Genomic DNA, 23471 nt, shown 5'->3' on the forward strand with positions numbered 1-23471 from the left:
TATAAATCCAAAAATATAGAAATTATATAGGAGCAAGAATAATAAACTTAGGATAATTAATGGAAGAATTATATATATGAAAGCGTAACCAATAAGCAATCCATTTTTAATGATCTCCAATCCAAAATAAGCGATTATTAGTATCAAGGAAATAATTAAGAGCGAGTAAAAAGTCCAATGTAAAATAGTTATAAATTTCTTCATCTATTTTTTTTGAAAAATAAAGCACAACGGTTACGGTTATCGCAAGTTGCGGGAGTAGGGATGCGGACTTGTCGGCTTAGTATTGATTCGTTGGTCAAGTTAATTATTTTCTTTCTAACGCTGCCGCCTATTGGCGATGAACCGTTGTTGTAGCCAGTACTTTTACTCAATATTTAAACTTTCATCATACTGTTCACTTTGCCATTCTTGTACCCCATCAACATCATTAAGATATTCAACTAACTCTTTTAAAATAATTGCTTGTATTTGTGATGTGCCAGAATCTAAAATATGTGTTAATCCATGAAATTGTCTATGGTGAAGGTTGTCAAGATGCAATAACGATGTGACCTCATAATTTCTTTTGTAAAGCTCACCTAATTCCCAAGCCACAACTAAATTAACATCTCGTTCTTTTTTATCTTGATTTTCAAACTCTCTAATTAAAGCATCCACATTATATTTATATTCTAAAATATATGGGATTGAAATAAATTCATTTGTTGTTTCTAGCTCAGATACGCCTAATGGATTTGTCACTTTATCAAATACGTGATTTGAAAGCGGTTCTTGAATATAATATTTAAAGACGCCATCGTATTGTTTTATTTGACTTGTAGCGAGTAATTTCAAACCTCTAATAACTCCGCCAGCAATTAATTGATTAAATAAGACAATTACATCTTGCTCAGATTGTGGAATCGATGTAATGGACACTTCATGAATAGGCTTGAAAAAATGTTCATTATTTATTAATAATGGATTGTTTTTCTCATAGGTTTCTTGATCATTAACCCATTTCCTTATTTCTACCTCTTCTTGAATTTTCGGCTTTTCACCTGTATCTTTTTTTAAAAGATGTTTAAATCTCTTAATCTTATTTATTATGGCAACTGAAATATCCTCAGCCAATTCTTTTAGTTCTGGTTGAAATCCTTTTCTTCCTAGGTCTGGATCTGCATTTTTAAAATGAACTAAAATATGAGCTTGATTTTGATAGCCAATATTTGAGGTCAAAGGAATTGTTATTAGATCTCCTTGGGGCATATAATTATTAGCTAATTGTAGACCGCCGCGTAAAATTCGTAATCCTTTTCTAAGATTTGCTATATTATCGTTTAACTCATCCCAAACACTTGTAGAATATGAAAAGTATCCATAGGCAGTTACTTTGAATTCATCTATTAAATTTTTCTCATCATCTTTTATTTTTGTAGACGGAAGTTTTTTCAAATCTTCACTATTATAATATTCAAATAGTCCATTTAATCTTTTAAACTTCTTAGGTAAATTACCAGGATCTTTTCCCGCCTGAATCAAATCCGACTGTGTTTGTAGTATCTGCTTTATGTCACCACTTGCTGTAATTTTAGAATGGGGATAAATATATTTTGCAACCAAATTATCTGATTTGGTGATATTACCGTTTTTATCTACGACCTCAATCTCGAAAAATATTTTATCTTCTTGTTCATCAAATAAATCAATATTGCCCAAAGGAGTTTTAATTAAAAGTAGATATAACCACTGATCTGCATTACTGGCATTGAAATAGGATAAATTTTTTGGCCGAGTATGTTCTCCTCCAAATTTTATTACGAAACTTGAGCCTCTTTCTATTTCATGAAAAATTTTATGTAAATATTCTGACTTTTTTACTTTAGGTCTTTCTATAAGACCTTTAGTATCTTCCACCCAAGCTCTACCATCTTTTACTTCTCCTGAAAAATTAAAATCTGGAGTTTTTGTTGCTATTTGGAAATAATTAAAACCATAACCTAAATAAGTTGCTCCAACACCTTTATTACCCCTAGTTTTTTCTCCATCCTTGAAGGAAATATCTGGAGCTAAAAAATTATAAAATTCTGTTTGTCGAAATCCTATTCCATTATCAGATATTAGAAATGCATTCTCTTGAAGGTCTATTTTTAGATATATTTTTTTAGAATAATTTTCCTCCTCCAACATAATTTTTCGGGTATCAACAGCATCCATTGCATTTTGTATCAACTCAGAAAATGGGTCATATGTTCCAACGTACGATTTCAGAATATTCTTTATCTGTCTTTTTTTTGCAGCAGAAAGCATTTCTGCATCTAAGTTATTATCGGAATTCTGTAGTGGATCCCATTCAGTATTAAAATTCATATTTTATAATTTTCATTAAGTATTGGCTACAACGGTTTCGCTTATCGCAAGTTGCGGGAGTAGGGATGCGGACTTGTCGGCTTAACGTTCTTTCTTTCTTGGTTTCTAAAATTACACTTTTTCGATAAAACCCGTTATTTGCGATGAAGCGGTGTTGGCAGCTGGCTTATTATTTGGATTTTCGTATTAAAACATCATTTTTGTCTCTTAAAGTTTTGAAACTATAGACGCAAGCACATCCTTGTTCCCTTGTACAATTTTCATAAGGAATTACATCATTTTTAATGACTTCTCGTATAGGAAATTCTTTTCCTTCTAATTCTTTACAGGAGTCACAATCTTTAGTAGTTGAAACCACAACATTTAATTCCAAATCAGTAGATTCAAACTTTAATTCTAATTTATTTCTATTCAGACAGTTTTGAATTTCATTGGCTTTTTTTCCTTCTATTTTTCTTCTGAAATAAAGCATTTGAAGATAGATTTCTATATTTCTTTTATAAAATCCAAGAACATCATTTGATTGAGCAGCGTTTTCATTTAAAAGTGTATTAAAAATATGCCATAGAAAATCATTTATATTATCACTGAACTCAATTTTCCATTCTTGATAATAGCTCCGAATATTTTGTTCATTCATACCAAAAGTTTCAAAAAATGACATATAATTTGCAATCAGCCATTTTATTGATTTTCTTTTTTTGGTATTAGTCATTTGTACTTTGTTCGATTTTTCCTAAGCTTGCTGCCAACGGTCTCGATTATCGCAAGTTGGCGGAGTTAGGAACGCGGCATTGTCGGCTTAGACCTGGTTTGTTGGTGAATTTAATTATTTTTTTACTAACGCTGCCGTCTATTTGCGATGAATCGTTGTTAGCTGCTGCCATTGACTACATATCTTTAATTTAAGTCTTTTTTCATTAAAATATCAGTCTGCTTATCTCCACCTAAATCGAATATATGTTTATCAAATTTTTCAAATCCATTTTTTTCATAAAATCGAATTGCTCTTGGATTTTCTTCCCAAACTCCTAACCAAACGTATTGAAGATTTTTCTGTCTTGCGATATTAATTGCTTTAGCGTACAGAGCTTGTCCTATCTTTTTTCCTAAATATTCTTTAATTACATAGATCCTTTCAATTTCTAAAGCATTTCTATCTTTTAATTCTGTCTGTGATTGGTCAAAATTAACTTTCAAATAACCCACTATCTTTTTATCAATTTCAGCGAAATAAATCTCTGAATTTTTATCTGATATTTCCTCACTTACTTTTTCTCTGGAAAAACTTTTCTTCAAATATTCTTCCATGAAAGCTGGAGAGTTTTGAGCACCAAAAGTATCTGCAAAAGTTTGTTTTCCTATATTTTGTAGTTGACTTATATCTTTAAGAGTTACTTCTTTTATTTCAATATTTTCCATTTTTCTTCTTCCTGAATTTTTGTAATGGTTGCAGCTAACGGTCTCGATTATCGCAAGTTGGCGGAGTAGGGAACGCGGCATTGTCGGATTAGACCTGGTTTGTTGGTGAATTTAATTATTTTCTTTCTAACGGTGCCGTCTATTTGCGATGAATCGTTGTTGGCAGCTGTATTTATTCCACAACATATTCTTTTGGATCTACTAAATTTATGTTAGGATTGTGTTCCAAGAACAAATCTAAATATGCTGAATGAGCTCCACCTAAAAGGATTAAAATTCTGTCTTTTGGATCTTTTGGAATATCAGCGAAATGAGAATATATCCCTAAATTTCTTTTATAAAAATCCGCAACAATTTCTACACCTTCAAGACTATCTTCTGTATGCATAGTAGATAAAAAATTATAGAAGTTTAGCAAATCCGATCGCCAGGTTTCTGAATTCATTATTCGAAATTTCTCTAATAAACTCAGATTATTAAATTTCTGTAAGTCTTTAGAATTTTGTTCTAAAAACTCTTGACTATATTCGGAATCTGACTCTTTAGCAAGTCGTATTAGTTTTGGATAGTCAAATCCCAATTTATAATCGATTCCATATATTTTGTTCACTTCTGATAATCTACCAACTTCAAAAGCAATTGAATTTATCTCTTCGCTCCAATTTGTGGTCTGTGTTTGATCAATTTTATATTTCTGATATATCTCGTTTGTGCCTTCTGAAACTTCTTTAGGTACTTCTACACAAATAATAGTCGGGTTAAATTCTACTAATTTTTGAACCAATTTATCCACATCTCTTTTTACAGATGGATTATTTATATCTACTTTAGAAGAATTAGCATCAGTTGTCTTGGAAAGGTGAAATGTTGCAAAATTTAAAACTGTTACTTTATCCCCTTTATTATTTTCTTGTCCAGAAACTTGAGCGATTATTAGGGTTAAAAATAGAAGTGAAATAAATTTAAATTTCATTGTTGAATTTCTTTTAAATATTGCTGCCAACGGTCTCGATTATCGCAAGTTGGCGGAGTAGGGAACGCGGCATTGTCGGCTTAGACCTGGTTTGTTGGTGAATTTAATTAATTTCTTACTAACGGTGCCGGCTATTTGCGATGAATCGTTGTTGTTGCCAGTTATTTTTGTTCTAAGATTTTGATAGTTTCTTCAAGATTATTCTGTTTCGCAAATTCTATAGCACTTAATCCGTGTTTTCCCTTTTTAAATTTATTGGCTCCGTTTTTTAGAAGTAGTTGCACAACGTCATTAAAACCATGTTGTGAAGCAAACATAATTGGTGTAGAATCATCTAAATCGCTTGCGTCTACGTTTGCACCATTTCTAATCAATATGTCAACACAACTGATTTTTCCTGCATTTGCGGCAAACATTAATGCTGTGTATCCAAAATTGTCTTTTTGTTCTATTGAAGCTCCTTTTTTGATTAAATATTCCACAATTAAATCCTTCCCTCTAAAGCTGGCAGACATTAAAGAAGTTAAACCAGTATTTTCGGTTTGGTCAATTTCCGCATTATTTTTAATTAGCAATCTGGTTATATCTAAATTACCTCTTGCTGAAGATGTCAATAAAGCAAAACCATCTTTTATATCCATCTTTTTTGAAGATCCTTTTTTGTTTACGTTAGCTCCTTTATCAATCAATAATTTTACTAATTCATATTGATCTCGATTAGCTGCAATATAAATTGCGGGAAGATATTGATCCGAAAACGAATTTGGATTAGCACCTTTTTCTAACGCTTCAATTCCTTGCTCTCTATTATTGAGAATTAAAGCATTAATTAAAGATTTATCTAAATCTGATTGTTTAGAACTTGGATTATTCTTGAAAAGGTTGGTTAGGAAACTCATTTTTAAAATAATTGGCTACAACGGTCTCGATTATCGCAAGTTGGCGGAGTAGGGACCGCGGCATTGTCGGATTAGACCTGGTTTGTTGGTGAATTTAATTATTTTCTTTCTAACGGTACCGTCTATTTGCGATGAATCGTTGTTGTTGCCAGTTTTATATTGGAAAATTATGATTTTAGTTGTTTCTTAATGAAGGTGTATCCCAAAACCTTCTTTTTTAAAAGGTATATTTATTCTAAATTGGACGTTGTTTGTCTTTTAAAGTTGCTTCTTTTTTAATGATAATTACAATATGAAAATTTTTAGATCTGTATTATTAATATGTTCTCTTTTTCTAAGTATGTCTTTTTATGGGCAAACAGATGATTCTGTACAAAGTCTGAATTCCGTTCTGTATTTCTCAGGTTCGTATTCGACTGATGAACCTATTGGTTTAGAAAAATTGAATGTTCAGGAAGAAATGCCATTTCTTGTGTTATATAATAGAACAACTAATTCCTATGATACTTATTTGAGTAATAATGGTATTTATAGTTACAGTGGCTCAAATACCCATTTTAAAAATAAGTCTAACTTTTTTACAAATCTATTTTTAGGAAATAATTCCTTCTCAGAGAGTAATAGTCTTTTACCAAAAAGTTCTTTATTGTTAGAGGAGGACGGTAGTTATATAGTTCGGGATTCTTTTAATCCGAATGGTGCTTCTAATATTTCTGAAGCTGTGTTAGGTGGAGTTTTAGGTTTACTTTTTAATTAAACCTTTTTTCACTCTTTATATGATGAGTTTTTAACTCTAAACCTCAATTATAAAATTGGCTACAACGGTCTCGGCTATCGCAAGTTGCGGGAGTAAAGACGCGGATTTGTCGGATTAGTTATTTTCTTTCTTGGTTTCTAAAATTACACTTTTTCGGCAATACCCGTTATTTGCGATGAGCCGTTGTTACCTGCTGGCCGTTACCTCAATTATCTCATTTAATAATTCATAATTGTTTTCTTCCAATAGATTTATATTGCCAGAAGTTGCACTCTTTATAACAATATTTGTTTTTCGCAAAGTTTCAATCATAGGCATGATTTGAGAACTATAGTTATTGAAAAATCTAATTAAATCACCTTTACAACACGGAATTTTATAACCACTTTGAGAACTCAATATTAATATTTTATTCTCTCTTAATTTTCCAATTATTTCTCTACTAAACACTCTTTTATTGAAGTTGATATCTCGAATTTTGATCCTTTCGATTATGTCATCGGAATAGATATATTCAAAGGGATCAAGTTTGAATCTATAAATCAAGTAGTTTAGACAAATCAGTTGATTTTTTATTTCTATCTCTGTACTTTCTTGATTAGCATTGACATATTCATTAATTCTGAAGAATATAAAGTCAACTAGTTCTTGATTATAATTTTCATCTTCATTTTCTATTTTACGTAATAATCTAGGAGGATTTTCGGGCCATTCTCTTAGGTGTAAAATATGCCTGTTTAATATCTTAGGAATTTCGTGACTTCTTTGTTCTATCTTTCCTGGTTCATAACATTTTGCAATACTTCCAGTGATAAAGTCTGCAAGTTGAATTAAAGGTTCTGACTTACTATCTGAAAACTGAAATTCTGGACCTCTGAATAATTCGGTTTGATTGTGGTTATTTTCAACATAATTTATAAATCCCTCCATGAATTGATCAGTTCCATGATTATCAGCTACTAGTTTTAAGTAAGGATAGTAGTCATATAATTCGCGATCTAATAAACCATTTACATATTTGAAGAAACTATTTCTAAACTGTAAACCACTATCCTCGAAAATTTTTCTTTTATCTACGATTACACTGTAAATTCTAAAGTCAAGATTTGAAATATCTTTTAGAAATTTTATTCTCTTATCAATATCCCTAAATGCCTTTGAATTAGATTTTACTTCTGGCGCTTGTGTATAGTTGCTTGCAATTTTTTTAAATTCCTCACGAACTTGTGGAATAGATTCTTCGTCAATTATAATTGCACTTACAATGAAAAAGGTCGTTACACCATCTTTTTCAAAGTGTATGCTCTTATCACCAAATTCATCTATGTATCCTATTTTTTTACTCAAAATCTTCTTTTAGGCTTGCAGGTAACGGTCTCGATTATCGCAAGTTGGCGGAGTAGGGAACGCGGCATTGTCGGCTTAGACCTGGTTTGTTTGTTAATTTAATTATTTTCTTACTTACGGTACCGGCTATTTGCGATGAATCGTTGTTGTGAGCTGTAATTATTGCAGGATTTCGTGTTGTTCTAAACCAACTTCAATCTGTTCTTTAAAAACTTTCATTCTTCTATATGCAATTGTAGACATTTCCATTTCGTATTCGATTCCCTTTTTAATTTCCGCATGTAGGTGAATTGCATTTCTTAATCGATAGATGTCTTTTAATTCTTCACCTAGTTTTTCGTTGATCAGATTCAATTTAACTGAAGCATCTACTTTGTCTTCAAATCTAATTGTAGTGATTTCTCTATTAATATCCTTTTGATACATGGTCAGAATTTTTTTTCCGTCATGTTCAAGTTCATTTAATTCATTGCTTACTGAAATCTTTTTATATGTTTTTGTTATAAAAAGTTTTTTTACTTCCAGCTTATCAGGCAGTATTTCAAAAAGTATATGATGGATTACAGCTTCATAAATTGAAGCATAATAAAAAATTTGAATTCTTATCTGTGCATTTTTAAGCCATTCTTCAGCTTGTATGCCTTCAAAAAATTTATATATGTAGCGAATAGCTTTAAATTCTTCTGAAAGCCTTATTCTCAATTTTTGATCATCTATAAAATCGAAATAATTTTCAAACCAATTTTCTTCTGGGAGATGATTAGTTATGTAGCTTTCTATTTCTTGTTTAATTTCGTCTTTAAAGGGCATATTTCAATTTAATTATTGCTCACAACTCGTTATATCCACCCCAATATACATATTTATCCGAGAATGTTTCGGGATAAACGCAGGTCTGACTGTTCTTTATCTCCCTGCTCCAATAGCTTTTTGATGGTGGAATCAAGCGGACTCTCAATTTTCAGCAAATCTTTCTTGGTTACATGCGTATAGATCATCGTGGTTTCTGGTTTGGCATGGCCTAGCAGTTCCTGAATGTATCTTAAATCTGTTCCGTTTTCCAGCATATGGGTAGCAAAACTGTGTCGCAGGGTATGCGGAGTCACCCTTTTCCTGATCTTCGCTCTTTCGCAGGAATCCTTCAGAAACCCACGAATAGCAGAACTGGAGTATTTGCCTCCATTACCTTCAGCGAAGTAACGCTTAGGTTCATAAGTCTGTAAATAATTCAGCAATAATGGCAAAAAACTTTCCGCCATCATTACATAACGGTCTTTCCTGCCTTTCGCCTGTCTAACCAGAATTTGCCTTCGGTCTATATCCAGGTCCCGCAACTCAAGATTGATCAGTTCACCAATGCGTAAGCCTGATGAATAAATAAGAGCTAGAATACTGCGATGCTTCAAATTCCGGGTTAGGCGCAGCAGGTCGATCAACTCTTCCTTGCTAAGAACTGTGGGTAAATAGCTGCTCTTTTTGGGACGCTTTAAGGCATTTAGATCGAATAAAGCGTTTTCTTTAAATTTAAAATAATGCTTTAGCGCGCTAATACACTGCCTGTGTGTACTTATGGAATAACGTTTAAGGGCGACTTCAGACTCTATAAACCTGGCGACATCTTTTTGGGTGTAATTTTCTTTTCCGTAATGAAATTTCAGGAATGCCAGCACAAATGTTGAGTAGGTCTTAACAGTACTAGGGCTATGTCGCAAGCCTTTTAGATAATGCACGAACTTTCGCATCGCCTGCCTCGTTTCAACAGTTTCCACAATGGCGATATCTGGTATCCTGGAAAAATCCAGTAGTGAAGTATTCAGTTCTGCATTCATATCCTCGAAATGTTTGTTTAATGTCTGCAGGTACTGTCTACCAGAAGGAATATAAAAGCAGCTGTGGGTTCTGCTCCAGCGAACATCTTTTAATTGCTTTAGATGGTTCTTTAGCTCCATATCAAACCTAAAATCTATACCAATCTGGTCGGCATTTTTGTGTTTGAAGAGAAACAAATTTAATTGCTTCATAAAAATTTAATTAACCTTCAAACATAAATTAAAATCTGTTTCATCATAGCGTATTACTTGTGAAAACGTTTAAGAACATAATGTGCTGGTCAAGTGGTTAGTAATTGTAAGGCAAAAAAAAAGGGAGCCCAAGCTCCCTTTCCAATTTTAAAATATTTTAAAGGCTTACGCCATCATCACCGCTTTGGCGTTCACAAATTCATGCAATCCAAATCCTCCATGTTCTCTTCCGTAACCTGAATCTTTCACACCACCAAATGGCATGTTAGGTTTTGCCAGACCAAAGGAATTTATAAATACCATTCCGGTATCAAAATGCATTTGTGCCAGTTCTTTAGCTTTGGCTTCATCCTTCGAGAAAATTCCTCCACCAAGTCCAAATCTACTGTCGTTCGCGATTCGCATCGCATCATCTGTATCTTTCGCTTTGATTAGGGAAGCAACAGGCCCAAACAACTCATCATCATAAGCTGGTTGTCCAGGTTCCAGATTTTCAAGCACCGTTGCCGGGTAATAGTACCCGTCTCCTTCAGGAAGTTCACCACCACAAAGGATTTTCGCTCCTTTTTTTACACTTTCCTCAACCTGCTCATGTAGCTCTTCACGTAGATCCTTTCTGGCCATTGGTCCCAGATCGCTGTCTTCGCTGGTAGGATCTCCAAGTTTGATATTCTTCATTTGCTCTACAAAAGCATCTCTAAATTTGTCGTAAACCGCGTCTACTACAATAAATCTTTTTGCAGCAACACAGGTTTCTCCATTATTGTAGAGACGACCCTGTACACAGGTTTTGACTGCCAGCTCAAGATCTGCATCATCAAGTACAATATAAGCATCGTTACTTCCCAGTTCCAGAACGGTTTTCTTCAACGCTTTTCCTGCTTTTTCACCAATTATTCTACCGGCGCTCGGGCTACCTGTCAGGGTGACTCCGCGTACTCGTTTATTTTCGATCACCTCATCACTCTGGTCATGAGAAATCACCAGGGTTTTAAATAAATTTTCAGGTAATCCTGCATCCTTATAGATTTGCTCCAGTAAAATTCCTGTTCCGGTTACATTTTCAGCATGCTTCAGCAATACACCATTTCCGGCCATAAGGTTGGCAATAGAATATCGTACTACCTGGTAAGTTGGGAAATTCCAGGGCTGTATTCCGTAGATCACGCCCATCGGAGAATAGGTGATAAAACCTTTTCCACCTTCCGGCAGTTCTCTTTCTTCATCCTGTAGGCTTTTGGGACCGTTTTCAGCAGTATAATCACAAATGGCAGAACATAGTTCAATTTCCTGGTGTCCCTGCTTTTCCAGTTTTCCCATTTCCTCTGTCATTAATTTGGCCAGTTTGTCCTTATTCTTAGCCAGCTCTTTACCAATATTAACAATGATTTTTGCGCGTTCTTCCGCAGGTTTCATTTTCCATTCCAGAAATGCTTCATGACAGGACTCGATCGCCTTGTTCATTTCTTCATTCGTCATGGTATCATAAGACTGAATTTCCTTCCCGGTTGCGGGGTTGATAGTGGTCATTTTTGAATCCTTCGACATAATTTTATTCTTTTTGTTTAGCAATTTTTCTTGAATACTAAGGTACGCTTTAACAGAGCCGAAGCTTTATAAGACTTCGTTAAATGAATTCTTCGGAAGCAACCATAACTTTAAAATTTTGATAAAACTTACTGCTGAAGCATCCCGTGTATTGGGAAAGCCTGAGTTTTCTTCCGAAGTATCCTATCAAATCGCTGGGAATTGTTCTCAATAATCTTACTAATTTTAGAGGGTAAAATTCCAACCGCATGAAGACCGAATTGAAGGAAGCCTATGGTTTTCTATTTGAAAATGAACTGCTCGAAGAGATTGCCGAATGTGGAACTGTTCGTAAGATCGATGCCGGGGAGCGCATTATTGAATTTGGGGATTATGTGACCGGCATGCCACTGTTGCTTAATGGTGCTATCAAAATCATGCGCGAAGACGGGGATGGCGATGAACTGCTGCTGTATTTTATAGAAAGAGGAGATACCTGTGCCATGACCTTAAATTGCTGTATGGGCCAGACGAAAAGCGAAATTCGTGCAGTTGCTGAGACCGATACCACCATGATTATGGTTCCCATCGCCAAAATGGAGGAATGGACTGCGCGTTTTAAGAGCTGGAGAAATTTTGTTTTTGAAAGCTACCATAACCGTCTGTCTGAAATGCTGGATACCATAGATACAATTGCATTTCTTAATATGGATCAGCGTATTATGAAATACCTCCGGGACAAAGCAAAGATCAATAGAGATGAAAATGTTCAAAGTACCCATCAACAAATCGCGTATGATCTTCATACTTCCAGGGTGGTGGTTTCCAGGATTTTAAAGAAACTCGAACTGGATGGGAAGATCAAATTGCATAGAAACCAGATCAGGGTCATCGACCTTTAAAGCTTTGTAACACTTGTTACTGCCCTTCCTTTATGAACCCGATACATTTGTCCCGAAATTAAACAACTATGGATATTCTTGAAATTCTGGGTTACTTTGGGGCGTTGCTTATAGGAGTTGTGCTTGGGTTAATTGGTGGAGGAGGTTCCATACTTACGGTACCTGTACTGGTATACCTCATGGCGATCAATCCTGTGACCGCAACTGCGTATTCCCTTTTTGTGGTAGGAACTTCAGCTCTTGTGGGAGCACTTCGAAATATTCCGAAGAAATTAATAGATTTCAGAACAGCGGTGGTTTTTTCAATTCCCGCTTTTATCGCAGTTTATCTCACCAGGATGTATGTTGTTCCGGCAATTCCTGAAAAGATCTTTAGTATTGGTGGCCTTATGATCACCAAGAATATCGGGATTATGTTGTTCTTTGCCATCATCATGGTGATCGCATCAATTTCCATGATCACCCAGAAGCGAAGCGTAGATACTCCTGAAGTTCAAAAGGTCCAGTATAATTATCCTTTGATTATCCTGGAAGGGATCGTAGTGGGTCTGCTTACCGGGATCGTGGGAGCCGGCGGCGGCTTTCTTATAATTCCGGCACTGGTCTTACTTGCGAAACTTCCTATGAAAAAAGCGGTGGCGACTTCTTTACTAATCATTGCATTCAAAAGTTTAATTGGTTTTATAGGCGATGTTCAAAACCTGGACATTGACTGGCCGTTTCTACTCATATTTACCGGGATCTCCATTGGGGGTATCTGGCTGGGAGTCTATCTTAATAAATTTATAGACGGAAAAAAGCTGAAAAAAGGTTTCGGTTGGTTTGTTCTGGTGATGGGAATCTATATTATTCTTAGTGAACTGATGTAATTTTTTCTGAAGCGTTTCTACGGAAAATTTTAAAAGTTTTTGAACCTTCTGAAGACTTTATGCGACATGCGTTAAATTCAGAAATTATAGTATTTCTGAAGCGATGAAGCCTATAAAATTCAGTAAATTTACAAGCCGAAAGAACAGGTGTTCCAACCTATTTTTGAGGTAGGAATACCATCCAAATCCTTCCGTCATGGAAAACCTCGATTACGCCAGACTCCAAATGGCTTTTACCCTTGGATTTCATATTATTTTTGCCTGTATTGGTATGGTCATGCCTTTTTTTATGGTTGTTTCCCACAAAAAATGGCTGAATACCAGAAAACCCGTTTATCTAAAACTTACCAAAGCCTGGCAACGCGGAGTTGCTATTTTCTTTGTTACCGGCGCAGTTTCTGGCACCGCGCTCTCCTTTGAACTGGGAATGCTTTGGCCAGAATTTATGAAACATGCCGGCCCTGTCATAGGAATGCCATTTTCGCTGGAAGGTGCAGCCTTCTTTGTGGAGGCCATCGCACTTGGTTTCTACCTGTATGGCTGGAAAAAACTTCCGGAAACTTTTCACTGGATCACCGGGATCATTGTGGGAATTTCAGGAGTGATCTCAGGGATTCTCGTCGTATCTGCCAATGCCTGGATGAATTCACCAACAGGGTTTGATGTGGTAAATGGCGCGTATGTAAATATAGACCCGGTCAAGGCTTTTCTTAACGATGCATGGTTCACCCAGGCTTTGCATATGACCCTGGCTGCTTTTGCCGCTACGGGTTTTGCTGTTGCCGGTCTTCATGCCATACAGATCCTGCGCAACAAGCGACCGGAGCTGCACAAGGCTGCGTTTAAGATCGCCATCATTTTTGGTGCCGTTGCAGCGCTCATACAACCAATTAGCGGAGATATATCGGCTAAAGACGTGGCAGAAAGACAGCCGGTAAAACTGGCGGCTATGGAAGCGCATTTTGAAACCCGGGAAGGAGCTCCTCTTTATATAGGAGGCATCGTGGATGCTGAAAATAAAACGGTGAGCAATAAGCTGGAAATACCAAAAGCACTATCCTTCCTGGCTTTTGGAGATTTTGATGCAGAGGTAAAAGGACTGAATGATTTTCCTGAAGAAGATATTCCCCCGGTTCCCGTGGTGCACTATGCCTTCCAGACCATGGTTGGGATTGGTAGTTTGCTAATGCTGGCGGCTTTGATCTATTTTATCAGTTTAAAGAAAAAAAGCTGGCTGGATAACAAGAAATTCTGGTGGCTGTTCGCGATACTAACTCCCCTGGGATTCGTCGCGGTAGAAGCAGGTTGGGTGGTTACCGAAGTAGGAAGGCAACCCTGGATCGTGTATAATATCATGCGGACTTCAGAAGCTGTAACGCCCATGCCGGGTTTAAAATTCAGCTTTTACCTGTACGTAGCGGTCTACGCCATCCTTGCGGCCATGGTGACCTGGCTCATGCACAGGCAAATCAAAGTACTTAATCATTCAATCGGGTAGGTATGTTATACGTGGTATTGATTTTTACGTTTTTCTCGCTATTTCTATATGTTCTGTTGGGGGGTGCCGACTTTGGAGCGGGCATCGTGGAGCTATTTTCTTCCCGCGAGAACAAAGAATTGAATAAACTTACGGTCTATAAAGTCATGGGACCCGTATGGGAAGCCAATCATATCTGGTTGATCATTTTGATCGTGATTCTCTGGATCGCTTTCCCTGTATACTTCAACATTATCATCATTTATCTTCATATTCCGCTTACGCTGGTTTTACTGGGAATCACCATGCGTGGAGTTGCCTTTATTTTCAGGCATTATGATGCGGTCATTGATGGAACACAGGTATGGTACAATCGCATGTTCAGGATCTCCAGTCTTATTACCCCAATTTTCCTCGGCATGTCCTTTGGATCGCTCGTGAGTGGTAAGATTGCTGTAACAAATGATTATTCCAATATTACCTTTGCTGAAATTTTCATGTACCCCTGGCTGAATACTTTCACCGTTCTTACCGGTTTGTTCTACGCAGCGCTTTGTGCCTTTCTCGCTTCAACATTGCTCATTGGCGAGACCCAAGGAGAAATTAGAAAAATGTACAGTCGAAAATCGGCCATCTTTACCGTAGTGCTGGTACTATTTGGAGCCGCAGTGCTTTTTTACGGCTACTGGTATGACCTTGTGTTCATCAAAGAGTTTCTACAGAACAACATTTCTCTGGCAGCCGTCGCACTTTCTGGTTTGCTCCTCGTTCCTTTATGGTTGGCCATCGGGAAACAAAATAGAATACAAACCAGGATCTATGCGGGATTACAGATCTTACTGGTCATATTCGCCGCGGTTTACACCCATTTCCCACGCCTTATCATAACCAATACTTCGGAAGTGGATATGCTGGCAAACACGGCTCCTGAATCTGTGATGTACATTTTGGGAATTTCCCTTATCATTGGGGGAGCGATCATTTTACCGGGATTATTTCATTTGATGAAATCTTTTAATATGATAAGAATTCCTGCAAGATCTGGAAAACATACTCCTGAAAATTAAATAATACGACACACCTTTTTTGAGCTTATAGATTTTACTTAATTTCAACCCTTCAATCTAAATTAAATTAATGACTATGAAATCAGCAATTTTAAAAGGCATGTTTATGAGCGCGATTCTTTTATTCGTCGCTTGTGGTGAAAGCACAGATGCTGTGGAATCTGGAACTTACCAGGGAACAGTAAAAGAAGTAGAAGCAGATAAAACAGAGATCTACGTAACTACAGATGATGATAAGACTCTGGAGCTTTACTTTACTGAAACTACCAGCCTTACCAGAAATGGAAGTGATGTAGAATTTTCTGAACTGGAAGAAGGACAGAAAGTGGAAGTAGAAGTAGAAAGGAACGGTAAAAGACTGGATCCTGTTTCTGTGAAAATCATGGAATAATGGAAACTCAAATTCCAGAATTTTGGCGGACAGAGGTTTTTCATCCTCTGTCCGTTCATTTTCCAATAGTTTTACTGTTACTGGCCACTCTTTTTAAAATCATAAGTTTGTGGTCTGGAAGAGAAACCTGGCATTTCGGCGGCCGTCTTTTACTCATTCTTGGGGTTATAGGGGTCTGGATTTCTATTTATACCGGTGATCTGGCAGATGGGATCGTTGCCCGTCAATTATGTGATCCAACTATTTTAAAGGATCATGAGAATTTCGCCTATACTACCGCCTGGCTTTTTAGTATAGGGCTTTTATTGGAGATCGTATGTTATTATTTAAAAAGCTTCAGGAATAGAATCACCAATCTTGTGGTAGTGGTGCTTTTAGTAGCAGGTTCAGTTTGTTTGTTCTATGTAGGTCATCTCGGGGCTAGCCTGGTCTACCAACAAGCCGCTGGAGTAAATATTCCTTCTGATAACTGTGCAGAATTTAATTGATTTGGATTTAAAAGAGCATTGGGAAAAGATTTATAATACCAAGCAGTTTGAAGAAACCAGCTGGTACGAGTCAAGGCCGGAATACAGTCTGGAAATCATCCGTTCCCTGGGGCTTTCGCCCGAAGCGAATATTATCGATGTTGGCGCTGGAAACAGTTTTCTGCCAGATCACCTATTGGAATTGGGGTATAAGAACATTCACGTGCTGGATATTTCAGCCAAGGCCTTAAGGGATTCCCAGGCCAGGTTGGGAGAGAAGGCGAATAAAATTATTTGGTTAGAATCTGATGTGACCAGCTTCAAGCCAGAAGTGTCTTTTGATCTATGGCATGATTGTGCGGCACTGCATTTTTTAACGAGTGACGAACAGGTAGAGAATTATGTTTCTGTTTTAAGGGCATCTCTCAAAACGGGAGCTTACTGCCTGCTATCAGTTTTTTCTGAAAATGGTCCCGACAAGTGTAGCGGAATCAACATCAGGAAATACGCTACTTCAGATCTTGAACAATTACTAAAAGCAGATTTTGATACGGTGAGACTTGAAAACAAGGATCATACAACTCCCTGGGGAGCAAAACAGAATTTTTCTACAGGACTCTTCAGAAGAAAATAAAGAGCGATCTCCGCCGCATTTTCATAGAAAACTTTAAATTTAGAATGTTCCTTCAATTTAAAGGCTACTCTATGACATCACAAGAACTATCAGATCTACTAAAAATTCAGCAAAAGGCATTTACAAAGTCACCTCCAGATTATGAGCAGAGAATGGAGGCATTGGCGAAGCTTTCAGAAATGGTAGAGAAAAACCAGGAACGATTGATCGCTGCCGTTTCTCAGGATTTTGGACATCGCAGTTCAGAAGAAACCACCATTTTGGAGTTATTTCCTTTGCATGACGAAATTAAGCATGCCCGGAGGCACCTTAAAAGCTGGATGAAAAGAAAGTCGGTGAGAAGTTCCTGGTTTTTGTTGCCTTCTGCAGCATATTATCAATTTCAACCGTTGGGATCTGTAGGTATTATGGGTGCCTGGAATTACCAGATATTATTGACCTTAAGTCCTTTGGTAGATGCCATCGCCGCGGGAAATCACGCGATCATCAAACCATCAGAGATTGCACCTGCTTCTGCTGAAGTGATCAGGGAGCTTATTAACGATACATTTGATTCTTTTTATATTCATTGTGTAACCGGCGATGCAGAGCTTGCCAAAGATTTTTCGTCGCTCCCTTTTGATCATTTATTCTTTACCGGTTCTACCCGTGTGGGAAAATTGATCATGGAGGCAGCTGCACCAAATCTTACACCAGTGACCCTTGAATTAGGAGGTAAATCTCCTGCGATCATTCATAAATCCTACGATCTTGAACTGGCCGCCAAAAGGATTCTGGCTGGGAAACTTTTTAATGCCGGGCAAACCTGCGTAGCTCCAGATTACCTGGTCATGCCAAAAGACCTGAACGATCAGTTGTTGCAGTACAGCAAGGAAGTGGTCGAGAAGTTTTATCCCGAAATTGAAAACAACAGACAATACTCTTACATCATTAGTGACAAACATTTTAAACGCTTGACATCTTTACTAGAAGACGCCAGACAAAAAGGCGCCAGAATCATTGAATTATGCGAAACACGGGAGTTGCCTGAGGGAATGATGACCCCAAAGCTGGTATTTGATGTTAGTAGCAATATGGAGATCATGCGGGAAGAAATCTTTGGTCCGCTTTTGCCAGTCTTAAATCTTGATTCCGTGGAGCAGGCGATCGATCACGTAAACGCCAATGCGAAGCCGCTGGCACTATATTATTTCGATGATAACCAGGATCGTATAGATCATCTTTTAAAATACACTCTTTCCGGCGGGGTGACCATCAATGACACTATCTATCATCTCGCACAGCATAGATTACCATTTGGCGGAGTAGGAGCAAGCGGGATGGGTCATTATCACGGTTTTGACGGTTTTAAGACCTTCTCGAAAAAGCGGGCGGTCATGCAACAGAAGAAATTTGCAGCGACAGATGTTCTGCATCCGCCTTATACAGATATCAAGAAAAAATTAATTGGTGTCATGGGAGATATTAGCAAAGTATAAAGGTTTTATGGAAGAAAAATTTGCAAAGAAAGTAGTTGAGGTAAACGGTTTCCCGCACATTCCCTTATATTCTGAAGAGTTTACTGAAGCTGAAATGCTGGCTAGAACCGGCAAATTTTATTCGGAACTCTCGGCGCGGAGATCTGTACGACATTTTTCAGATCGTCCTGTTTCAAAAGATATTATTGAACAGCTGATTATTACTGCTGGTACGGCGCCTTCAGGAGCACATAAACAGCCCTGGAAATTTTGCGCGATCTCTTCCGAAGAAATAAAGCGGCAAATTAGAATCGCTGCGGAAGAAGAGGAGCGGTCAAATTATAACAGCAGGATGAGCGAACAATGGCTGAAGGATCTCGCTCCATTAGGAACCGATACAAATAAAGAGTTTCTGCAAATTGCTCCATGGATTATTGTGGTTTTCAAACAGGTATATGAGCTGGGACCAGAAAAGGATAAACGAACGAATTACTATGTAAATGAATCGGTTGGGATCGCCTGCGGCATGTTGATCGCTGCGATACACCATGCCGGGCTGGTCACATTAACCCATACGCCCAGTCCAATGAACTTTCTTTCCAAGATTCTTGAGAGACCAGAAAACGAAAGACCATTTCTATTACTACCGGTGGGTTATGCAGCAAAAAATGCCCTGGTGCCAGATCTCCAAAGGAAAAGTCTGGAAAAGATCTCTGTATTTTATGAATAAAAACCGCCGCATCTGTAGGGGACACGGCGACCAATTTTAACCTGTAATCTAACCACGGGCAAGGTAAACCAAAAATGGGATCGTGAATGTAACATTTGTTACAAAACCAGTAATAAACATCTAAATGTCAGCAATCTACATAGAGCGTGATTCAGAATGGGCGAATAAACTGAGAAATTTTGAGTTGTATCTTAATGGTATTAAACTGGGAGAAGTTGGTGATCGGCAAACCAAAAAATTCGTCGTCCCGCCTGGCACTTATAAACTCGAAGCCAGAATAGACTGGTGCGGCAGTAAACCACTCGCGTTTACGCTGGGCAGGGAAGAGAGTATCCATGTTCAGGTATCTGGGTTTGTGATGTCCAAATATTTCATGCCTTCTGCCATGTTGATCGCTTTGCTTTATTTTTTCCTGTATTTAAAATATGATTATAACAGCCTTATCCTTGGGGTTATTTTAATGGCGTTTCTGGGGTATCTCATATTTTTTCTGAGTTTCGGAAGAAATTATTATTTAAGACTGGAACTAAAATAAAAACCCCGGCCGAAGCCGGGGTCAATTCATTATGCAGGAGTTTCACATCTGCTATCGATGAGGTTCCTGTCTTTTAGTTCCTGCCAGAAGTCTGCCGGGATCTTTGTATCAAAAGCTTTCATGTTTTCCTTAACCTGCTCCGGCTTGCTTGCACCTGCAAGTACCGTATTTACCACTTTTGGAGCATAAGAGAATTGTATGGAAGCTTTGCTGAGGTCTACATTAAACTTTTCTGCAACTTCTTTAATTCCGTTTAATTGCTTCACTTTTTCATCTGGCATTTCACCGCCATAATTATAGCGCTTTTGACCAGATAAAAGTCCGGCGCTAAAGGGCGCGGCTGCAATAAGCCCTACATTATGTTTATCGATCACAGGAAACAGTTCGTCCAGTGATTTTTTATGGTCTATCATGGAGTACTGTATGGCAGAGAGAAAAAGATCTGGATCTGCATCGGTTTCTTCCAGTGTTTTCACAATAGGTTCAATGGTATTCACTCCAAGTCCCCAACCTTTAATGATTCCTTCTTCACGCATCCTGGTAAGTTCTGGCATTGCACCCTTTTTCGCAATTTCGAAATGATCCAGCCAGGTGGTCCCATTTTTATATTCCTCATTGTGATCTGGAGAAAGATCATGAATGAATACATAATCTATGCTTTCCACTCCCAGTCTTTGTAAACTGTCTTCTACAGATCGTCTTACCGCTTCCGCAGAATAGTCGTATTCATAATCGAAAGGAGCAGGGTCATTCCACATGGTTTCCGGCTTATTTCCATTAGCCTTTAGTAATCTTCCTACTTTGGTCGTGAGCACATAATCCTCACGCTTTTTATTATGCAGGAAATGTCCAAACCTTCTTTCGCTTAAGCCAAGTCCATACCATGGTGAAGTGTCATAATAGCGAACACCCGCATTCCAGGCGCCTTCAAGGGTTTGCTCTGCTTCCTTATCGCTGAGTACTTTGAATCCATTTCCAATGGCTACACCACCCAGTCCAAATTTTTGTTTTAAAACTTCTCTACTCATCATTCATTTTTTTAGCAGTATAAATTTAAGTAAAAGCTGGTGCTTCAGGACCTGGTTTAACTCACTCTAACATACAAGGTTTTCGTACGTTAAGGTTCTCAAAAAACAACTGTAACCAATGTTACTTCCTTTCCCATTAGATATTTCTATTTTTGTAAGGCAATGAAAGTGGAGAAATATCTAGAGATCATGCAAAGTTCTTTTTCCGGGTATGCGAATTACCTCTGGAACGAGATCAGCAGTCCTACCTGGACCAGTTATTTTTACTGGCTGATAGGTTTGTCCCTTTTGGTCTGGACATTAGAGGTATTAATTCCATGGAGAAAGGAACAAAAACCGATTCGTAAAGGATTCTGGCTGGATTCCTTTTATATCGTATTCAATTTTTTCCTGTTTTCCCTTATTGGATATAATGCGCTGAGTAATGTGGCCGTGGAAATTTTTAATGATTTCCTTGGACTCTTCGGGATCCATAATATCGTAGCGATCCAGATCGATCAACTGCCGGCCTGGTCTCAATTGCTATTAATGTTCGTGATCGCCGATTTTGTTCAGTGGAATGTGCACAGGCAATTACATCGCAGAACATGGCTCTGGGAATTTCATAAGATCCATCATAGTGTCAAGCAAATGGGATTTGCGGCGCAGTTCCGGTTTCATTTTATGGAGACCATCATTTACAAGACAGTGCAGTATGTCCCGCTGGCCATGATTGGTTTTGGAATTCAGGAATTTTTTGTGGTACATATGTTCGCGGTGCTGGTGGGCCATTTAAATCATGCAAATTTAGGCTGGAGCTATGGACCACTTGGTTACATTTTTAATAATCCTAAAATGCACATCTGGCATCATAGTAAAGAATTGCCAGAAGACAGGCCTTACGGCATGAACTTCGGATTAAGTCTGAGCATCTGGGATTATCTTTTTGGAACTGCCTATATTCCGAAGAATGGAAAACAGATAGAACTGGGATTTCATGGAGATGAAAACTTCCCTGAAACCTTTAAAAATCAGACCCTTTACCCTTTCAGAAAAAAATAAAATTAGAGACAATCAATAAAGATTATAATATGGATATAAAGCAATTTAAAGACGAGCCTTTGGCACATTACTCTTACGCCATTGTAAGTGAAGGAAAAATGGCGCTGGTGGATCCATCCAGGAACCCGATGCAGTATTATTCTTATGCTGAATCCAAGAATGCCAGGATCGTGGCGATATTCGAAACACATCCACATGCCGATTTTATTAGCGGACATATGCAAATTCACCAGGAAACGGGAGCTACGATTTATACCAGTGAGAAGGTGGGAGCAGATTATCCTCACCAGGGATTTGATGACGGCGACAGTTTTGAAATGGGAAAGATCACTTTCAGCGCGATCAATACTCCAGGGCACTCACCAGATAGTATTACGATAGTTGCGAAAGAGGACAAAGACACTGCACTTTTTACCGGTGACACTTTATTCATTGGAAATGTAGGAAGACCAGATCTTCGCGAAAAGGCTGGGAATATGACCGCTAAACGAAAGGAACTGGCGAGTGATATGTATCACACGATCAAGAATAAATTTACAGATCTTCCAGATGATGCGTTGGTGTATCCTGCCCACGGTGCCGGCTCTCTCTGCGGAAAGAATATGAGCGATGACTCTTCCAGTACCCTTGGAAACGAAAGACAGGGAAACTGGGCATTTAAAGAACAGACGGAAGAAGAATTTATTGAAGAAATACTGAAGGATCAGCCATTTATTCCCAGCTATTTTGGATTTGATGTAGATCTGAATAAAACAGGACCAGAGAATGTGCAACGCACGAAATGGGCAAATGAAATACGCCTTCATGTGACTGAAAAGGAGGATGAGGATATGCTGGTAATAGATACCAGGGATGAAGAAACTTTTAAAAATGGTCATTTGTCCAACAGTATCAACATTATGTGCCGTTCAGAAAAAGATAAGTTCGAAACCTGGTTGGGAGCGATCGTTAAACCGGAAGAAGCATTCTACCTGGTTATTGAATCTGTAGACCAGCTTGAAGAAGTACTGGAAAGAGCAGCCAAGATTGGTTATGAAAAACAAATTAAAGGTGTTTATACTCTTGGAAAAGATCTTCCCGTAGAAAGCAGGGAATTTGATCTCGAAGATTTTAAAAATAACCAGAACAACTACACGATCGTGGATATAAGAAATACCAGTGAGGTAAATGAAGGTAAGTTTTTTGAAGATGCGATTGCAGTTCCTTTAAATGAACTTAGAGAGCAACATATCGAGATCCCTTCACACAAACCTGTGGTAGTTCATTGTGCCGGAGGTTATAGATCTGCTGCAGGAAGTAGTATTCTTGAAAATATCTTTGAAGCCACCCGGGTATATGACCTTAGTGACGATATCAAGGAATTTAAATAATAGTAACTAAATTCAAAATTGAAGCCCGGGAATTTCCCGGGTTTTTTATGCGTAGCTGTGAAATTTTTAAAGATCGGCTTCAAATTGAGAATCCTTTAGATAGAAATTGAAAAATTTTGGGCTTTTTTTGATATTTCAGCAATAGAAATTACTTTGTAATTTTTCTATATTTACGCTCCTAGGGTTAAAATCATTACATAAACGT

At 37.7% G+C, this 23471-nt stretch carries 23 protein-coding genes; 13 read left to right on the forward strand and 10 right to left on the reverse strand.

All coding sequences use genetic code 11. The features are described from left to right. Positions 1 to 366: 366 nt before the first annotated feature. The 5 genes from G529_RS0112915 to G529_RS0112935 all read right to left on the reverse strand — a co-directional run bounded on the left by G529_RS0112915 (position 367) and on the right by G529_RS0112935 (position 5646). The gene (locus G529_RS0112915; RefSeq protein ID WP_026915922.1) at positions 367 to 2352 is read right to left on the reverse strand and encodes a hypothetical protein; all 1986 of its coding nucleotides are present in this window, start codon (positions 2350 to 2352) and stop codon (positions 367 to 369) included. 169 nt (positions 2353 to 2521) lie between these two features. Beyond that, positions 2522 to 3067 (reverse strand): hypothetical protein, encoded by a 546-nt coding sequence (locus tag G529_RS0112920; RefSeq protein ID WP_026915923.1) that lies wholly within the window; start codon positions 3065 to 3067, stop codon positions 2522 to 2524. Positions 3068 to 3252: 185 nt separating this feature from the next. After that, positions 3253 to 3774, reverse strand: a complete 522-nt coding sequence (locus G529_RS0112925) for a GNAT family N-acetyltransferase (protein ID WP_026915924.1) — start codon at positions 3772 to 3774, stop codon at positions 3253 to 3255. Between the two features lie 172 nt (positions 3775 to 3946). Continuing rightward, positions 3947 to 4747 (reverse strand): DUF5694 domain-containing protein, encoded by an 801-nt coding sequence (locus G529_RS0112930; protein WP_026915925.1) that lies wholly within the window; start codon positions 4745 to 4747, stop codon positions 3947 to 3949. A 161-nt stretch (positions 4748 to 4908) separates the two neighbouring features. Continuing rightward, entirely contained in the window at positions 4909 to 5646 is a 738-nt protein-coding gene (locus G529_RS0112935) for an ankyrin repeat domain-containing protein (RefSeq protein WP_026915926.1), read from the reverse strand. Positions 5647 to 5938: 292 nt separating this feature from the next. On the opposite strand from G529_RS0112935, the gene G529_RS0112940 reads away from it, so the two are divergent. Further along, a complete protein-coding gene (locus G529_RS0112940; protein WP_157514675.1) occupies positions 5939 to 6403 on the forward strand; it encodes a hypothetical protein in 465 nt (154 codons plus the stop codon). Between the two features lie 186 nt (positions 6404 to 6589). Here G529_RS0112940 and G529_RS0112945 read toward each other — a convergent pair whose 3' ends face one another. The 4 genes from G529_RS0112945 to G529_RS0112960 all read right to left on the reverse strand — a co-directional run bounded on the left by G529_RS0112945 (position 6590) and on the right by G529_RS0112960 (position 11319). Beyond that, positions 6590 to 7750 carry a DUF3800 domain-containing protein gene (locus tag G529_RS0112945; protein WP_026915928.1) on the reverse strand — a complete coding sequence of 387 codons (1161 nt, stop codon included), beginning with the start codon at positions 7748 to 7750 and terminating at the stop codon, positions 6590 to 6592. Between the two features lie 159 nt (positions 7751 to 7909). Then, a complete protein-coding gene (locus tag G529_RS0112950; protein WP_026915929.1) occupies positions 7910 to 8560 on the reverse strand; it encodes a hypothetical protein in 651 nt (216 codons plus the stop codon). Between the two features lie 53 nt (positions 8561 to 8613). Further along, positions 8614 to 9771 carry a site-specific tyrosine recombinase/integron integrase gene (gene xerA, locus G529_RS0112955; RefSeq protein WP_026915930.1) on the reverse strand — a complete coding sequence of 386 codons (1158 nt, stop codon included), beginning with the start codon at positions 9769 to 9771 and terminating at the stop codon, positions 8614 to 8616. A 165-nt stretch (positions 9772 to 9936) separates the two neighbouring features. After that, positions 9937 to 11319 carry an NAD-dependent succinate-semialdehyde dehydrogenase gene (locus tag G529_RS0112960; RefSeq protein ID WP_026915931.1) on the reverse strand — a complete coding sequence of 461 codons (1383 nt, stop codon included), beginning with the start codon at positions 11317 to 11319 and terminating at the stop codon, positions 9937 to 9939. 248 nt (positions 11320 to 11567) lie between these two features. Between G529_RS0112960 and G529_RS0112965 the strand changes: the two genes are divergently transcribed. From G529_RS0112965 to G529_RS0113015, 10 genes are all read left to right on the forward strand, one after another. After that, positions 11568 to 12200 carry a Crp/Fnr family transcriptional regulator gene (locus G529_RS0112965; protein WP_026915932.1) on the forward strand — a complete coding sequence of 211 codons (633 nt, stop codon included), beginning with the start codon at positions 11568 to 11570 and terminating at the stop codon, positions 12198 to 12200. A 68-nt stretch (positions 12201 to 12268) separates the two neighbouring features. Next, positions 12269 to 13069 (forward strand): sulfite exporter TauE/SafE family protein, encoded by an 801-nt coding sequence (locus G529_RS0112970; protein ID WP_026915933.1) that lies wholly within the window; start codon positions 12269 to 12271, stop codon positions 13067 to 13069. 196 nt (positions 13070 to 13265) lie between these two features. Continuing rightward, complete coding sequence (locus tag G529_RS0112980) at positions 13266 to 14567, forward strand: cytochrome ubiquinol oxidase subunit I (RefSeq protein WP_026915934.1); 1302 nt, start codon at positions 13266 to 13268, stop codon at positions 14565 to 14567. A 2-nt stretch (positions 14568 to 14569) separates the two neighbouring features. Next, complete coding sequence (locus tag G529_RS0112985; protein ID WP_026915935.1) at positions 14570 to 15613, forward strand: cytochrome d ubiquinol oxidase subunit II; 1044 nt, start codon at positions 14570 to 14572, stop codon at positions 15611 to 15613. 76 nt (positions 15614 to 15689) lie between these two features. Beyond that, positions 15690 to 16004 carry a hypothetical protein gene (locus G529_RS0112990; protein ID WP_026915936.1) on the forward strand — a complete coding sequence of 105 codons (315 nt, stop codon included), beginning with the start codon at positions 15690 to 15692 and terminating at the stop codon, positions 16002 to 16004. Continuing rightward, positions 16004 to 16492: a DUF2231 domain-containing protein gene (locus tag G529_RS0112995; RefSeq protein ID WP_026915937.1), complete on the forward strand. Its 489-nt coding sequence runs from the start codon at positions 16004 to 16006 to the stop codon at positions 16490 to 16492. The genes G529_RS0112990 and G529_RS0112995 overlap by 1 nt, the downstream gene beginning before the upstream one ends. Before the next feature lies 1 nt (position 16493). Further along, positions 16494 to 17105 (forward strand): class I SAM-dependent methyltransferase, encoded by a 612-nt coding sequence (locus G529_RS0113000; protein WP_051201481.1) that lies wholly within the window; start codon positions 16494 to 16496, stop codon positions 17103 to 17105. 71 nt (positions 17106 to 17176) lie between these two features. Next, positions 17177 to 18583 carry a coniferyl aldehyde dehydrogenase gene (locus G529_RS0113005; RefSeq protein WP_026915939.1) on the forward strand — a complete coding sequence of 469 codons (1407 nt, stop codon included), beginning with the start codon at positions 17177 to 17179 and terminating at the stop codon, positions 18581 to 18583. Positions 18584 to 18590: 7 nt separating this feature from the next. Next, positions 18591 to 19292: a nitroreductase family protein gene (locus tag G529_RS0113010; protein WP_026915940.1), complete on the forward strand. Its 702-nt coding sequence runs from the start codon at positions 18591 to 18593 to the stop codon at positions 19290 to 19292. A gap of 124 nt (positions 19293 to 19416) precedes the next feature. Further along, complete coding sequence (locus G529_RS0113015) at positions 19417 to 19827, forward strand: hypothetical protein (protein WP_026915941.1); 411 nt, start codon at positions 19417 to 19419, stop codon at positions 19825 to 19827. 29 nt (positions 19828 to 19856) lie between these two features. On the opposite strand, the gene G529_RS0113020 is transcribed toward G529_RS0113015, so the two are convergent. Further along, positions 19857 to 20855, reverse strand: coding sequence for an aldo/keto reductase (locus G529_RS0113020; RefSeq protein ID WP_245566931.1), 999 nt, complete (start codon positions 20853 to 20855; stop codon positions 19857 to 19859). Between the two features lie 168 nt (positions 20856 to 21023). On the opposite strand from G529_RS0113020, the gene G529_RS0113025 reads away from it, so the two are divergent. Together G529_RS0113025 and G529_RS0113030 are read left to right on the forward strand one after the other, a co-directional pair. Next, positions 21024 to 21896 (forward strand): sterol desaturase family protein, encoded by an 873-nt coding sequence (locus G529_RS0113025; RefSeq protein ID WP_026915943.1) that lies wholly within the window; start codon positions 21024 to 21026, stop codon positions 21894 to 21896. A gap of 29 nt (positions 21897 to 21925) precedes the next feature. After that, complete coding sequence (locus G529_RS0113030) at positions 21926 to 23266, forward strand: MBL fold metallo-hydrolase (protein ID WP_026915944.1); 1341 nt, start codon at positions 21926 to 21928, stop codon at positions 23264 to 23266. The last annotated feature ends 205 nt before the right edge of the window (positions 23267 to 23471 follow it).

It is taken from the genome of Christiangramia portivictoriae DSM 23547 (assembly GCF_000423045.1).
GTDB lineage: Bacteria > Bacteroidota > Bacteroidia > Flavobacteriales > Flavobacteriaceae > Christiangramia > Christiangramia portivictoriae.